This window comes from Comamonas nitrativorans (assembly GCF_042654765.1).
Lineage (GTDB): Bacteria > Pseudomonadota > Gammaproteobacteria > Burkholderiales > Burkholderiaceae_C > Comamonas > Comamonas nitrativorans.
Map to the genome: position 1 here is coordinate 17,734 of NZ_JBHSEW010000012.1, position 13,706 is coordinate 31,439.

Consider the following 13,706-nt stretch of genomic DNA (forward strand, 5'->3'; position numbering starts at 1 on the left):
GCGTGAAAGTGCAACACCCCCTTGCCCGTGCTGGCGTGATTGGCCTGGCCGTGGCTTTATCGGCCTGCTCCGTCATTCAGGAAGACAAGATCGATTACAAAAGCGCCAAAAAAGCCAGCACGCTGGAAGTCCCACCGGATCTGACCCAGCTTTCCAAAGACACGCGCTACACCACCACCCAGGACAAATCGGTTTCTGCCCTGGCGCTGCAAGCCGGACAAAACCAGGTGCTCGCCGTGGAGCGGGCAGCCCCCCTGCAAGTGGGCGACGTGCAAATCCTGCGCGAAGGCGACAAGCGCTGGCTGCTGGTCGATCGCCCGGTCGACCAGCTGTGGGAACCGGCCCGGGAATTCTGGCTCGACCATGGTTTCAACCTGGAGCAGGAAAAGCCCGACCTGGGCATCCTGGAGACCGACTGGGCGGAAAACCGCGCCAAACTGCCCCAGGACGTGCTGCGCAAGACCCTGGGCAAGGTATTCGACTCCCTCTACTCGACCAGCGAACGCGACAAGTTCCGCACCCGCCTGGAGCGCCGCCCTGACGGCAAAACCGAGATCTTCATCTCCCACCGGGGAATGGAGGAGGTCTACACCTCCAGCCAGAAAGACTCCACCATCTGGCAACCCCGTCCCGCCGATCCGGAGCTGGAAACCGAATTCCTGCGCCGCCTGATGATCAAGCTGGGCACCAGCGAGGAACAATCCAAGGCGCTGGTCGCCTCTGCCACTGCCCAGGGCAGCGCTTCCCGGGCCGTGCAAATCATCACCGTCGGGGATGCGCCTGCGCTGGCCGTGCAGGAGCCGTTCGATCGCGCCTGGCGCATTGTCGGCGTGGCCCTGGACCGCACCGGCTTTACCGTGGAAGACCGCGACCGCAGCAAAGGCCTGTACTACGTGCGCTATGTAGCGGCCAACCAGCCCCAGACCTCCAAAGAGAAGCAGGGCTGGTTCAGCCGCAAATTCGGCAGCAAGAAAAAGGCCGAAAACCAACCCCATCAGTACCAGATCGCCGTGCGCAGCGAAGGGCAGACCAGCCAGGTGGTCGTCCTGAACGCCCAGGGCCAGCCGGAAACGGCCCAAGTCGCCCAAAGCATTGTGCGTGTACTGGCCGACGACATGAAATAAGCCTGGGGCGGGCACCGCCTGACTGCTGCACAGCAATGTGCAGGTATTGCCCCACCAGCCGCTGCCCAGGCAGCGGCTTTTTTACGGGCGCTTGGCCCCTCTGGAGGTGCGAACTGCGGGAGCGAAGCGCTCTGCAAAGGCCATAAAAAACCCTGCTAGGTATTAGCAGGGTTTTTGGCGTTTATCCCCTGGCGGGGACGAAGGCATTATTTGGCGGCGTCGGTAGCAGCTTGGGCAGCGGCATCGGCGGCAGCTTTGGCGGCGTCAGCAGCGTTGTCCAGCGCTTCCTTGGCGGCATCGCCAGCGGCTTCCGCCTTGTCGGCAGCATCAGCAGCCACTTCTTTGGCTGCGTCGGCAGCAGCTTCCACTTTGTCGCCGGCTTGTTCTGCAGCGTCGGTAGCGGCTGCGGCGGCTTGGTCAGCAGCCTCTTTGGCTGCGTCTACGGCTTCAGCGGCTGCCTCTTGTGCAGCTTCGGCAGGAGCAGCTTGCTCAGTGGCAGGCGCAGCAGGAGCGGCCACTTCTTCTTTTTGGCCGCAAGCAGCCAGAGCAGCAGCAGCGATGATGGAAGCGAGAAGAACAGACTTTTTCATGGAAAACACCTCTCTCAAGGGATTGTTGTCAATAGAGCGAAACGCTAGTTCAGTGAGAAACCGGGGCTACTCTAGCCGAATTTTGATTTAGCACAACTGAATCTGTAACCTTTAACGCTAATCCCCAGGGGGCGGTTTACACAATTTTGAAATTATTTTGCGTTCCCGCCGCTTTCATGGGGCCTCGCTGTGCGCCCAGCCCGCGTCCACCCAGGAGGAGAGCAGCTCCAGCGCATCGTCGCTGAGCTGCTGGACTTCCTTCAAAGACAGCTGCCGGGTATCGGCCAGCTGGCGCATCAGCTCGGCATCGCGGCCTTCGGCCAGATAGCTCTCGCCATTGATGAAGATGTGCCGGGCGTCGTACAACATGCGCGTGCGCTGGTTCAGGCGCACGTTTTCGATCAAGCCGAAGTCCTGCGCCGGCTCGAACCACACCCCCGGTTTCGGGTCGCTCAAGGTTTCGCCCAGGGCACGCTCCAGCGCCAAGGGCTCGGCCAGGGCTTTTTCCAGCGCCGTGCGGGCGAAATCCAGCAAGGGGGCAGGAATGGCGCCGGGGTTGGCCACCGCCGCCTGCTTGGGGTCTTTGTAGACCACGTCCCTGGGGCACTCGTCAGGCGCATCGGACAGGCGCAGGAATAGTTCGCGTGCCAGCTCGTCCTGCTTGGGGGAGCGAAAGCCCACCGAATAGGTCATGCACTCGCCCTCGGCAATGCCGTCGTGCGCCCACATGGGGGGCAGGTAGAGCATGTCGCCCGGCTCCAGCACGTATTCCTCCTCCGGTTCGAAGTGGGTGAGGATTTTCAAAGGCACGTCCGGTTGCAGGCTCAGGTTTTTCTGCCGTCCGATGCGCCAGCGGCGCTTGCCGTGGGCTTGCAGCAGAAACACGTCGTAATTGTCGAAATGCGGCCCCACGCCGCCCTGGTCGGTGGCAAAGCTGATCATCAAATCGTCCAGCCGCGCATCGGGGATGAAGCGAAACGGCTGCACCAGTTCATGCGCGGCCTGAACGTGCAAATCCACCCCTTGCACCAGCACCGTCCAGCCCGGCTGCTTCAAGGGCGGCAAACGACGGCGCGAAAACGGCCCGTGGGCCAGGCTCCACTGCCCGCCGCCCAACTGGCGTACCAGGCGCGACTCCACACCGTCCTGCCCGGCCAGCTCCAGCAGCTCGGCCCGATCGAGCAGCGGCTTGAAGCCTGGAATGGCCTGGCGCACCAGCAGCGGCTTTTTGTGCCAGTAGGTGCGCATGAATTTGTCGGGCGAGATGCCGCCCAGCAGGGCGATAGGAAGTGAGGTGTCCATGAAATCGTCGTTCTGAATGGAGGAAAACGGCGCCTATTGTCCTATGGACAGACCCGCCTTCTTGCACCGCCCCCTCAGCACGCGCAGGCATGGGAAAATCCTGCCCCATCCACCGCCCGCCCGTGCAGGCGGTCTTTCTTTTTCCATTCTGCGGCGCTGGCCGCGCAAGGCTGCAAATCCATGACCATGAACATCACCGAACAATGCGTCGTCGCCCTGACCTGGACCCTGAAGGACACCCTGGGCGACGAGCTGGACGTGCTGGATGCGCCGGTCGAGTTCCTGGTCGGCGGGGACGACCTGCTCAAACGCATCGAAGAAGCACTGCAAGGCCACACCGTGGGCGATACGCTGCAACTGCACCTGGAGCCGGAAGAAGCGTTTGGCGACTACATCGACACGCTGATCTTTCTGGAACCGCGCAAGCTGTTCCCCGCCGAGCTGGAGGAAGGCATGACCTTCGAGGGCTACGCCCTGCCCCAGGGCTGCAACCCCGCAGCGCCCCAGGACGCGCTCTACACCGTCACCGATATTTACCCCGAACACGTGGTGCTGGACGGCAACCATCCGCTGGCCGGGATCGCCCTGCGCCTGCACTTGAAAGTGGAAGCCGTGCGCGAAGCAACGGAAGAAGAAATTGGCCGAGGCAGCGCAGGCACCGGTTTTTTCCGCATCCAGCCCCCCGCCCAGCCAGGCACCCCCACCCTGCACTAAAAAACAAAACCCCTCACGCTTCTGAAGCTGCGCAGCAAGCGAAGAAGCCACACCCAACAGCGCGTCCGTAAGAGCGCAGCACCAATACAACCCCAGCCGCCTCCAGTCTGACTCGCCGTGGCTGTCCGAGCGGAGCGCCCAAAGGGCGCAAAGCGAGTTCCACGGCGCCAAGCTGCGCAGCACGCCTTCTTTGCCTCCTTTCTTGCGCGTGCAAGAAAGGAGGTCGCCCGCCGGGGCGAGTCCCGGCCAGCAGCACCAAAAAACAAAACAATAGCTGCTACCGCCAACAAACAAAGAAACATAGATAGTTTCAATACTAAAACCCTTTTATATCCAGCGGAAGAAGCTATCAAAACAAATAATCACCGCATCTGAAATGCTTCCTGGTGCATGTGCCACCCCCGCTGCTGCCGGGCCTGCTCCCGCACCGCCCGCCCCAGCCCCGCCGGCCCGCACAGCCAAATATCCAGGGCACTGCCGTACCGCAGCAAATCCTGCGGCGACAAAAACTGCTGCTGCGCCGCGTCATGCACGGTCAGCACCACCGGAGGCCGGGCACTGGCAACCAGCGCCTGCAGGCGCGGCAGCAGGCCGTCCTGCGCGGCATCGCGGGTGCAGTAGTGCATGGCGACAGGGGCCAGGCCGTCCGCCACGGCAGCGCTCTGCCGCGCTTCCAGCAAGGCGATGAAGGGGGTGACGCCCACGCCGCCCGCAATCCACACCTGCTGGCGGGCCGGAGCGCCCCGGCCATCGAAATGGCCATAGGGGCCTTCGATACGCAGCGTCTGCCCCGGCTGCAAGCGCTGGTGCAGGTGCCGGGTGTAGTCGCCCAGCGGCTTGATGACCAGCCTCACCAGAGCCGCCCCATCGGCAGCGCGGCCACAGGCATCGGGGGCGCTGGCAATGGTGAAGGGGTGGTGGCCCTCCTCTGCATCGAACCGGGCAAAGACGAATTGCCCGGCCCGGTGCCCCGGCCAGTGCGCAGGCAGGGCACAAAGCACTTCCAGCGGAGCGATGCCAGGCTGGCTGCCCAGCAGGCGCACGCTTTCGATACGGGCGGCGTAGCTGCGGGCCTGCCCCACCCTGCCCGCCAGCGACCACACGGCAGCCCCGCTGCCGATCAGCAGCAGCACGGCCAGCAACGGCCCCATCGGCGCCGCCCAGAGGGTGAGCGGCGTCAGCGCCACGGTGTGCAAGGCCAAGGCCAGATACAGCACCGGCATGGCCCGGTGCAGCTTGCGCCACGGCTTGTAGGGCAGCAGCTTTTGCCACAGCGTCAGCACGATGAAGACGACCAGGGCGTAAAACGCCCATTCGCCCACGTCCTTGCCCAGGCCGCGCCAGTCCGTGGCCCAGGCCAGCACCGCATCGCGCACAGGCTTGCCGCCGGTACCCCAGGCGGTTTTGATCCAGCCGCCCGTGTATTCCTTCAGTGCCCAGTGCATCACCGCCGTTGCTCCGGCGGCCATGCCCGCCCATTTGTGCAGCCGGTACACCTGGTCCATGCCGCCGACCCAGCGCTCCTGCCACGGCTGGCGCAGGGCCAGGAGCATGATCAGGCTCATCATCCCCATGCTCCACACCCCCGTCAGGTAGATACCGTGGCGGCGCATCTGCCACCACAGCGCCCCCGGCACATCGGGCGGGCTGTTCCAGCCCATCCAGGTGGCCCCGGCCCAGGCCAAAGTCAGCATGGCCGCCCAGGCCCAGAAAATTCTTTTCATCTGCATGATCGTGTTCCTTTGCATTGCCATATTTTTACGGGTAAACCCTGTAATGTCTCTCGATAATGGCGGAGCCGGCCTGAACGCAAGCTGAAGGCGCCGTTCAGCATTCGTTCAGGCCGATCCAGATACAAACAGCGCCATGGTTCACTTTGAAAGGAATACACGATGAACACACGTACCCTGACCCTGGCCCTGAGCAGCACCTGCCTGGGGCTGGCCCTGTGGGGCAGCGCCCTGCCCACGGCCCACGCCGACTTCGACGACCACGACCACGAAATGGCCCGCCAGGCCCTGCAGCAAGGCAAGGTGCTGCCGCTGCGCACGGTGCTGGACAAGGTGGAGAAGGAATACTCCGGCCAGGTGGTGGAGCTGGAGTTTGAAAGCGAGCGCGGCCAGTTCGTCTACGACATCCGCCTGCTGCAGACCGACGGCACCGTGCTGAAAATCAAAATGGACGCCGTAGACGGTAAAGTCATCTACGTACAGCAACGCCGGAAACACTGATGCGCATCCTGGTCGTAGAAGACGAACCCACCCTGCAGGCCCAGCTGGTGGCCGCCATCACGACGGCCGGGCACACGGTGGAGGCCGCCAGCGACGGCCAGGAAGCCGCCTGGCTGGGCGAGGTGGAGGCGTTCGATGCCGTCGTCCTCGACCTGGGGCTGCCCATCATCGACGGCCTGACCGTGCTGCGCCGCTGGCGCAGCCTGGGGCGCACGATGCCGGTGCTGATCCTGACGGCCCGCAGCAGCTGGCACGAGAAAGTCACCGGCATGGACGCCGGGGCGGACGACTACCTGGCCAAGCCGTTTCACATGGAAGAACTACTGGCCCGCCTGCGGGCCCTGCTGCGGCGCCTGACGCCGCACAGCAGCGCCCTGTGGCAGTGCGGCCCCATCAGCCTGGATACCCGCCAGGCCAGCGCCTGGGTCGACCAGGCGCCGCTGAACCTGACCAGCCATGAATTCAAGCTGCTGCAGCTCTTCATGCAGCAGCCCGGGCAGGTGCTGACCCGCACCCAGCTCTCCGAACACCTCTACCCCCAGGACAGCGAGCGCGATTCCAACACCATCGAGGTCTTCGTCGCCCGGCTGCGCAAGAAACTGCCCCCGGGCAGCATCGAAACCGTGCGCGGCATGGGCTACCGCCTGGCCGAAACGCCCGCTGCGGCATGACAACCGGCCCCCGCCCCCCCTATTCGCTGCGCCTGCGCCTGCTGCTGGGCACGCTCACCTGGGTGCTGCTGGCCGTGCTGGCGGCAGGCTGGGGGCTGCGGGATCTGTTCGCAGCCCACATCCGCGAGCAATGGCAAAACCAGCTGGTGCTGCAACTCAACCAGCTCAGCGGCGCGGTGCGCAGCGACGCCCAGGGCCGGCTGCAGGTGCCGCTGCTGGTCACCGACCCGCGCCTGACCACGCCCCTGTCCGGCCTGTACTGGCAGATCGACAGCCTGAACGATGGCGCTGCCGCCCCGCGCATGGCCGTGGCCCGCTCGCGCTCCCTGTGGGACCAGGTGCTGCCGCTGCCCGAAGATGCCGAATGGCATTCCCACACCCCGCGCGGCTATGGCGTCCTCACGCTGCAGGACGCAGGCACCACGCTGCTGGCCGTCAGCCGCCACATCCACCTGCCGGAAGATGCGGCACCCACGCTGCGCATCACCGTCGCTGCCGACGAGCGCCTGCTGGCCGAACCGCTGCACAGCTTCACCACCATGCTGCTCGTCAGCCTGGGCACCCTGGCGGGCGGCCTGCTGCTGGCGGCAGTCGTGCAGTTGCAACTGGCGCTGCGGCCCTTGCAGCAACTGCGCCGCGCCCTGATGGCGGTGCGCTCGGGCAAGACAGAGCAACTGCAAGGCGACTACCCGCAGGAGCTGACCCCGCTGGTGCAGACCTTCAACCACGTCCTGGCCAGCAATGCCGACATGGTGCAACGTGCCCGCACGCAGGCGGGCAATCTGGCCCATGCGCTGAATACGCCGCTATCCATCCTCACCAACGCCGCTGCGGGCGATACCAGCCCTTTGGGCCAACTGGTGCAGGAGCAGGCCGCCAGCGCCCGCCGCCAGGTGGACTACCACCTGGCCCGCGCCCGGGCCAGCGCCGCCATCCGCGCCACCGGGCTGGCCTGCCCGGTGCAGCCGGCGATTGCGGCCCTGCTGCGCACCATGGCCCGCCTGCACCCGGCGCTGGACTTCGGCCTGGAAGCCCCCGAGGCGCCGCTGCGCTTCAAGGGCGAGGAGCAAGACCTGTTCGAAATGCTGGGCAACCTGCTGGACAACGCCGGCAAATGGGCGCACCGCCAGGTGGCGGTGGGTTGCAGCGGGCAGGAGGACTGGCTGCTGATCACCGTCGATGACGACGGCCCGGGCATCCCCGATGCCGCGCAGCGCCAGCAGATTTTCCAGCGTGGCCAGCGCCTGGACGAGAACCGTCCCGGCACCGGCCTGGGCCTGCACATCGTGCAGGAGCTGGCGCAGACCTACGGCGGCAGCGTGCAGGCGCAAATGTCCCCCCTGGGCGGCCTGCAACTGCAACTGCGCCTGCCGCTGGCAACGTCGGCCTGAGCCTTCGCGGATGGCCGAAGATCGGTCTAAACCGGCCCCTCGGGCCGGGCAGCGGCCTGATGCTCGTGCGCTTCCAGGGCGGTTTCCATCCCGACCGGCAGAATTTCCAGGGTGGCGTGCAGGCCGGGCACGGCGGCCATCAGGTCTTCCTCGACCTGGCGGCGCAGGCGGGCGGCCTTGCCCAGGGTCCACTGCGCCGGCACGTGCATATGCACCTGGGCAAAGCTGCGCTGCCCGGCGCTGCGCGTGGCCAGGGAATCGAAATACACCTGCACCCCGGTGTGCCGCTGCAGCACCGTCTGCACGGCCTGCAGGTGTTCGGGGTCGATGGCTTCGTCCATCAGCCCCTGGGACGATTGCCAGATGAGGTGCCCGCCCTCTTTCAGAATGTTCAGCGCCACGACGATGGCGATCGCCCCGTCCAGCCAGACCCAACCCGTCAGGGGCACGGCAATCAGCGCGGCGACGACGCCGACCGAAGTCCAGACATCGGTCAACAGATGGCGGGCATCGGCCTGCAGCGCCATCGAGTTGTGGACCCTGGCCGAGCGCAGCATCACCGCCGCCAGCACGCCATTGAAGACGGAACTGACGACCGACAGCCCGATGCCCCAGCCCAGCGCCTGTAGCGGCACCGGGTTGAGCAGGCGGTGGATGGCCGCCCAGATGATGGCCAGCGCCGCGCCGATGATCAGAATGCCCTCGAAACCGGAAGAAAAATACTCCGCCTTGCTGTGCCCGAAGGGGTGGTCGGCATCCGCCGGGCGCTGGGCAATGGTCACCATCAGCAGGGCGAACATGGCCCCGGCCAGGTTCACGAACGACTCCAGCGCATCCGACAGCAGGCCCACCGAATCGGTCAGCCACCAGGCGCCCATCTTCAGCACGATGGTCAGCACCGCCACGCCCACCGAAGCCCGCAGCAGCACGACGGGCGACAGGCGCTGCCAGACAGCTTCTGCTTTCATAGCTGTTCCCACCGGGCCAGCGCCAATTCATCGCTGGTTCTGGCATCAACCCAGCGTGCGCCCTGCGGTGTCAGCTCCTTTTTCCAGAATGGCGCCTCGGATTTCAGGTAATCCATGATGAACTCGCAGGCAGCAAAACTCTCGCCCCGGTGAGCGCTGGTCACGGCCACCAGGACGATCTGGTCGAGCGGCTGCAACAGGCCGACGCGGTGGATGACCCGGGCGGCCAGAATGCCGAACCGCGCCCGGGCACGCTCCAGGATGGCGGCGATGCTTTTTTCCGTCATGCCGGGGTAATGCTCCAGCTCCATGCTGGCGACGGTATCGCCCGCATTGCGCTCGCGCACCAGGCCGACGAAAACACAGGCCGCGCCCACCTGGGCATTGCGGGCGTGCAGGGCGGCCAGCTCGGTGGAAACATCGAAATCTTCGGTTTGTATGCAGACGCTGAACATGCCCGCCATTGTCGCAGTCCCCGGCAGGCCGACGGCAAAGCCACGACAATCCGGCACCAGCGCACCGCGCCTTCCCTCCGTCTGCCGAGCTTGCCCCATGGCCACCCTCACCATCGATACCCCCGAGTACCTGCTCTACCCCAGCCCGCGCAACGAACACCGCGTGGTGTTTGCCTTTGCCCACTTCGTGCCGCACCCGTACACGCTGATTCATCTGCCGGATTTCGATTTCACCGGCAAGGCCACCCTGTTCAGCGCCCAGCGCAAAAGCGATGGCCGCATGGGCCAGGTGGTCAGTTGCGAGCTGGAAGCGGATCTGCAACGCTTCGTGCGGCTGTTCGTCCCCGATTGAAATTGAGATCGAGAAAGCCCGCGCCATGACCAACCAGATCGAGATTCCGCCCAGCTTCAGCCAGTTGTTCCGCCACCGCAGCGGGCGCCTGCTGCACCCGGCCAGCACGGTGCTGGCGCGTTACGAACTGTGCGAAGACCTGGCCTGCGCCCTGGTGGAGCAGGCGCAAAGCCTGTACCACGGCGGCCACAGCGACGAGGCAGGCGTGCTGCTGGGCCTGCACGGCGCCATCAGCGGCCCGGATGCGGGCCTGTCCCCGTCAGAAGCCCATTGGGTCGTGCAGCGGCTGGCCGAGCTGCTGCAATGGAAGGCGCCGCTGCTGCCCGCAGCGCCCGCCACTGCGGATTGACGGATTGAATCACTGCCCCGCTTCGGCGGCAGCGGGCGCCACGGCTTCTGCCGCTTCTGCCGTCTCAGCAGCGGCGGCTTCCACCGCTTGCTCCTCGGCAACGACTGCCGGGGTCGGCTGCCAGCCCTGCGGCAGCCAGGCATTCAGCCAGCCCTGGCTCCAGGCCCCCCCCGCCAGCAGCAGGACGAGCGCAGCAGCCAGCCACCAGCGGGCGGGCGATTTCTGCGCATAGGGGTCGTACAGGCTGCGGTGCGCGTTGGCGGGTACCTGCGCCTGCTGCGACAGCGAACGGCCCAGGGGCAGGTTGATCTTCATGCGCCCGTTGATGGCCCAGCCGCTGGCATCCAGAATCGGCCCCAGGCTGCGTTCCCGCAGCTTCAGCCAGGCGATCAACATGCTCGGGCCGGAAATAGCCAGCACCAGACCCAGCATCGCCAGGGGAATCCACGGCCCCAGCTCCAGCACCTTGGACAGAATCGCCACCAGCACGGTGCTGATCGACCCCAACGCCACGCCGATGGCGGCCACGGTGCCCACGTCGGTTTTCTTCGGCACATCGGCGGGCGGCGCACCGGCAGCCAGGCTGGCGGCCTTGGCCTGCAGACCTTCGGTGATGGCCGCATCCTTGCTGGCGGCGCGTTGCGCCACCTGCTCCTCGATGAAGCGCAAAAATTTCTTGTAGGGCGAGAAAAACGCCTGACCGATGCTGGTCGGGTTTTCGATCAGGGTGGTGATGCGGGCATCCCAATCCTGGCCCTGGCGGTCGTAAAAAATGCCTTTGCGCCCGACGAACAGAAAGTCCACGTCGCCGGCAGTGAACGCCGCGACGATGTGGCGCACCTCGTCGCCCCGGCGGCATTCGCAGTAGGCCAGAAAAGTCTTGGCCAGCCCGGCCAGGGCCGCATGGGCACCGGTGTCCTGCACGTCCACGGTCAGCTCGCAGCTGCGGCCATCCAGGTACAGCGTGCCGGCCTGGAACATAGCCCCGGCACGGCTGTAGAAGCTGGAAAACGAGACGAAGTTGTTCAGCAGCGCCAGCAGGTCACGCTGCAGGCGGATGAGCTTTTCCAGGTTTTTTGCCTCCAGGCTGTGCGCCGCTTCGGCGCTGTCCTGGTCGATCAGCGCCTGCAGGCGCTGCTGGCTGTCGCCAGCCAGTAGCGCCTGGGCTTCCTCCAGCGGCAGATCGCCGACGGGCGACTGCGGGCGGGCGGCCAGCCACGCCTGGCACGGGGCCAATTGGGCGCAGACCTGCCGCCACTGCGCCCAGGACAACGCGGTCTGTTCCCCCAGCAGCGGGGTGACGACCTGAGCGTGCAGCGCCTGCACGGCCTCGATCCAGGCGGGGTTGATGCCCTCGGTCAAAGGCAGTACGGCAGCAGCATCGAGCGTGGCCAGCGGCAGGGCGGCAATGGCCGCGTCCCCGGCGCTCAGGGCCTGCTGGCCCAGGGTGGCGTAGCCTTCCTCGCTGGGGCTGAGGGGTTGCAGCGCCTTGGCGTCAAAGGCGGCCAAACGGCAGCGGGCAAAAAAGTCGTCCACCTTGGCCTGGACGGCACTCAGCACCTGGGCGGCAGCGCAGACCTGCGCGGGGCTCTCCAGCCCGCAGCACTGTGCGGGCGCCTGGGCCTGCCAGTCGGCCAGGGCAGCAACGTCGGCAAAAAACTGCTCCAGCGCAGGCTGGGCCAGTCCCGGCTCGCCGTCGCAGCCGGTGCTGGCGCCGTAGGCATCCATGATGCGCTGGGCCAGCGCCTGCAAGTCCACCGCATCGGCGGGCAGCTTGGCGGGGTTGAGGATGCCGTCGCCATTGAGCGCCATGGCGCTCAGATCGGCCAGCCGCTCCTGCACCTGCGCCAGAGTGATGGTGCTGCTGTCGGCCTGCCCGGCCAGCGCCAGGATGCGCCGGGCCTCGGCGTGCATGGCCGCGCCGCTGTCGCTGGCGGTATGGATGCTGTCCAGTTGCAGCACGTCCGCACCGCTGGCCAGCACTTCGGGGTCGCGCACGTGCGCCACGGCCCACTGGCAGGCGGCCAGCAGCTCGGGGGCGCGGATGCGGCCATCGGTGTTGTCGTCGATCACATCCAGGGTGGCCGGGTCGAACTCCACCCCGCGCGTCGGGCACGCCAGGGCGACCCAGAGCTTTTGGTCCAGCTCGGCCAGATGGGCAATGTCCGCCCCGGTGCGGATGACGACCTGATCGACGCCCCCGGCGCGAACGAACTGCCAACGATGTTGCTGCATACCCATGGTGTGTTTTCTCTGTTCTGAAACGGTAAACCGCGCTGGCGCGGCAGGCAAAGGGCACAAGTGTAAAAGTGAAGCGGCCATGCCCGCACGGCGCCCCGGTATTGGAATGCCGCCCGGCCATGCCACAATTTGCCCCCATGCCTGCGCCGATCCCTCCCAAAAATACCGATGACGCCGCCACCGGGCTGCTGCCCCGGCTGTACCAGCACGCCATCGGCCCGCTGTCCACGGCGTATTACCAGCGCATTTTTGTCCACTTCGAAACCCTGGGCCGCACCCCCGCCCGCTGGAACCATGCCGCCGCCTTCTGCACCCTGGGCTGGTGCCTGCTGCGCGGCCTGTGGCGGCCAGCGGGGCTGTACGCGACAGTGGCTCTGGCCGTGGCCGCCCTGTGGCGGCTGGAAGCGCTGCGCTCCCTACCCCTGCAGGTGCAGGCCACCCTGGGGCTGCTGGCGGTCATCGGGCTGTGCTGCGTGCCGGGCTTTCTGGGCAACGGCTGGTATTACCGCCTGGTACACCAGCACACCATCGCGGCGCTGGAACAATCGCCCACCCTGGCCGAAGCCACCGCCGTGCTGCAACGCCAGGCCGGCAACCGGCGCCAGTGGGCGCTGGCAGCGATCGGCCAGATCGCGCTGTGGGTGCTGCTGGCAACCCTGGTCGCGCTGCCGGCCACCCCGTCCACGCCCCCCGCACAGGCCCAGGTCGGGCCGCCACAGTTGCACTTTCCCGCCCGCAGCACCGAAGCGACGGCGCCTGCCGCCCTGCCGGTTCCTTCGGACACCGACACGCTACAGACGCCATCTGCGGTCCCGCCCGATCCTGCCGCCCCCACAGTCATCGCTGCTGCTGCCCCGCCCCCCTTGCCGTCGGCAGAACCCACGAAGCCTGAAACCACCGCCCGGGAAGATGCCCCCGCCGAACCGGTGCCCGCCACGCCTGCACCGGTCGCCGCCCCGGTAACGGCAACGCCCACCTCCACGCCGCGCCCTTCGGCCACAGCAACAGCCACGGCCACCGCACGCACCGCGCCCCCAGCCAGCAAGGCCAGCGCCCCTGGGCGCTTCTTCGTCAGCATCGGCACCTATGCAGAGCTGACCAATGCCGCTGCCGCAGAAAAACGCGTGCGCCAGGCCGGTCTGCCCGTGGTCAGCTTCAGCAGCACCACCAACAAGGGCACTTTGACGCGCCTGCGGGCCGGGCCGTTCAATACCCGCGCCGAGGCCGAACGGGCCCAGCGCATACTCCAGGCCCAGCGCCTGCCGGCCAAGGTGCTGGAGCTGCGTCCGTAAGATCGTAAGCACGTTCTAAACAACAG

General features: G+C 66.4%; 14 protein-coding genes. 8 read left to right on the forward strand and 6 right to left on the reverse strand.

Annotated features, from left to right (window positions below):
• Positions 1 to 8: 8 nt before the first annotated feature.
• Entirely contained in the window at positions 9 to 1,124 is a 1,116-nt protein-coding gene (gene bamC, locus ACFO3A_RS13125) for an outer membrane protein assembly factor BamC (RefSeq protein WP_377727294.1), read from the forward strand.
• Positions 1,125 to 1,330: 206 nt separating this feature from the next.
• Here bamC and ACFO3A_RS13130 read toward each other — a convergent pair whose 3' ends face one another.
• Both ACFO3A_RS13130 and ACFO3A_RS13135 read right to left on the reverse strand, forming a co-directional pair.
• Complete coding sequence (locus tag ACFO3A_RS13130; RefSeq protein WP_377727147.1) at positions 1,331 to 1,714, reverse strand: hypothetical protein; 384 nt, start codon at positions 1,712 to 1,714, stop codon at positions 1,331 to 1,333.
• Positions 1,715 to 1,888: 174 nt separating this feature from the next.
• Entirely contained in the window at positions 1,889 to 3,016 is a 1,128-nt protein-coding gene (locus ACFO3A_RS13135; RefSeq protein WP_377727150.1) for a JmjC domain-containing protein, read from the reverse strand.
• 186 nt (positions 3,017 to 3,202) lie between these two features.
• Here ACFO3A_RS13135 and ACFO3A_RS13140 point away from each other — a divergent pair, with 186 nt between their 5' ends.
• Entirely contained in the window at positions 3,203 to 3,730 is a 528-nt protein-coding gene (locus ACFO3A_RS13140) for an FKBP-type peptidyl-prolyl cis-trans isomerase (protein ID WP_377727296.1), read from the forward strand.
• Positions 3,731 to 4,092: 362 nt separating this feature from the next.
• On the opposite strand, the gene ACFO3A_RS13145 is transcribed toward ACFO3A_RS13140, so the two are convergent.
• On the reverse strand, positions 4,093 to 5,460 hold the full coding sequence (locus tag ACFO3A_RS13145; RefSeq protein WP_377727153.1) for a ferredoxin reductase family protein: 1,368 nt from the start codon (positions 5,458 to 5,460) through the stop codon (positions 4,093 to 4,095).
• 162 nt (positions 5,461 to 5,622) lie between these two features.
• Between ACFO3A_RS13145 and ACFO3A_RS13150 the strand changes: the two genes are divergently transcribed.
• Genes ACFO3A_RS13150 through ACFO3A_RS13160 form a run of 3 tightly spaced genes read left to right on the forward strand, consistent with a single transcriptional unit; the run spans position 5,623 to position 8,023 of the window.
• The gene (locus ACFO3A_RS13150; protein ID WP_377727155.1) at positions 5,623 to 5,961 is read left to right on the forward strand and encodes a PepSY domain-containing protein; all 339 of its coding nucleotides are present in this window, start codon (positions 5,623 to 5,625) and stop codon (positions 5,959 to 5,961) included.
• On the forward strand, positions 5,961 to 6,632 hold the full coding sequence (locus tag ACFO3A_RS13155; RefSeq protein ID WP_377727158.1) for a response regulator transcription factor: 672 nt from the start codon (positions 5,961 to 5,963) through the stop codon (positions 6,630 to 6,632). The genes ACFO3A_RS13150 and ACFO3A_RS13155 overlap by 1 nt, the downstream gene beginning before the upstream one ends.
• On the forward strand, positions 6,629 to 8,023 hold the full coding sequence (locus ACFO3A_RS13160; protein ID WP_377727160.1) for an ATP-binding protein: 1,395 nt from the start codon (positions 6,629 to 6,631) through the stop codon (positions 8,021 to 8,023). Before ACFO3A_RS13155 ends, ACFO3A_RS13160 begins: the two co-directional genes overlap by 4 nt.
• Before the next feature lie 26 nt (positions 8,024 to 8,049).
• Here ACFO3A_RS13160 and ACFO3A_RS13165 read toward each other — a convergent pair whose 3' ends face one another.
• Positions 8,050 to 8,991, reverse strand: a complete 942-nt coding sequence (locus ACFO3A_RS13165) for a cation diffusion facilitator family transporter (RefSeq protein ID WP_377727163.1) — start codon at positions 8,989 to 8,991, stop codon at positions 8,050 to 8,052.
• Positions 8,988 to 9,446 carry a molybdenum cofactor biosynthesis protein MoaE gene (locus tag ACFO3A_RS13170; protein ID WP_377727298.1) on the reverse strand — a complete coding sequence of 153 codons (459 nt, stop codon included), beginning with the start codon at positions 9,444 to 9,446 and terminating at the stop codon, positions 8,988 to 8,990. The genes ACFO3A_RS13165 and ACFO3A_RS13170 overlap by 4 nt, the downstream gene beginning before the upstream one ends.
• A gap of 97 nt (positions 9,447 to 9,543) precedes the next feature.
• Between ACFO3A_RS13170 and ACFO3A_RS13175 the strand changes: the two genes are divergently transcribed.
• Positions 9,544 to 9,798 (forward strand): hypothetical protein, encoded by a 255-nt coding sequence (locus tag ACFO3A_RS13175; RefSeq protein WP_377727166.1) that lies wholly within the window; start codon positions 9,544 to 9,546, stop codon positions 9,796 to 9,798.
• Between the two features lie 25 nt (positions 9,799 to 9,823).
• Positions 9,824 to 10,147: a hypothetical protein gene (locus ACFO3A_RS13180; RefSeq protein ID WP_377727167.1), complete on the forward strand. Its 324-nt coding sequence runs from the start codon at positions 9,824 to 9,826 to the stop codon at positions 10,145 to 10,147.
• 9 nt (positions 10,148 to 10,156) lie between these two features.
• On the opposite strand, the gene ACFO3A_RS13185 is transcribed toward ACFO3A_RS13180, so the two are convergent.
• Positions 10,157 to 12,382 (reverse strand): hypothetical protein, encoded by a 2,226-nt coding sequence (locus ACFO3A_RS13185; RefSeq protein WP_377727170.1) that lies wholly within the window; start codon positions 12,380 to 12,382, stop codon positions 10,157 to 10,159.
• Between the two features lie 125 nt (positions 12,383 to 12,507).
• On the opposite strand from ACFO3A_RS13185, the gene ACFO3A_RS13190 reads away from it, so the two are divergent.
• Positions 12,508 to 13,680 (forward strand): SPOR domain-containing protein, encoded by a 1,173-nt coding sequence (locus ACFO3A_RS13190; RefSeq protein WP_377727173.1) that lies wholly within the window; start codon positions 12,508 to 12,510, stop codon positions 13,678 to 13,680.
• Positions 13,681 to 13,706: the final 26 nt, after the last annotated feature.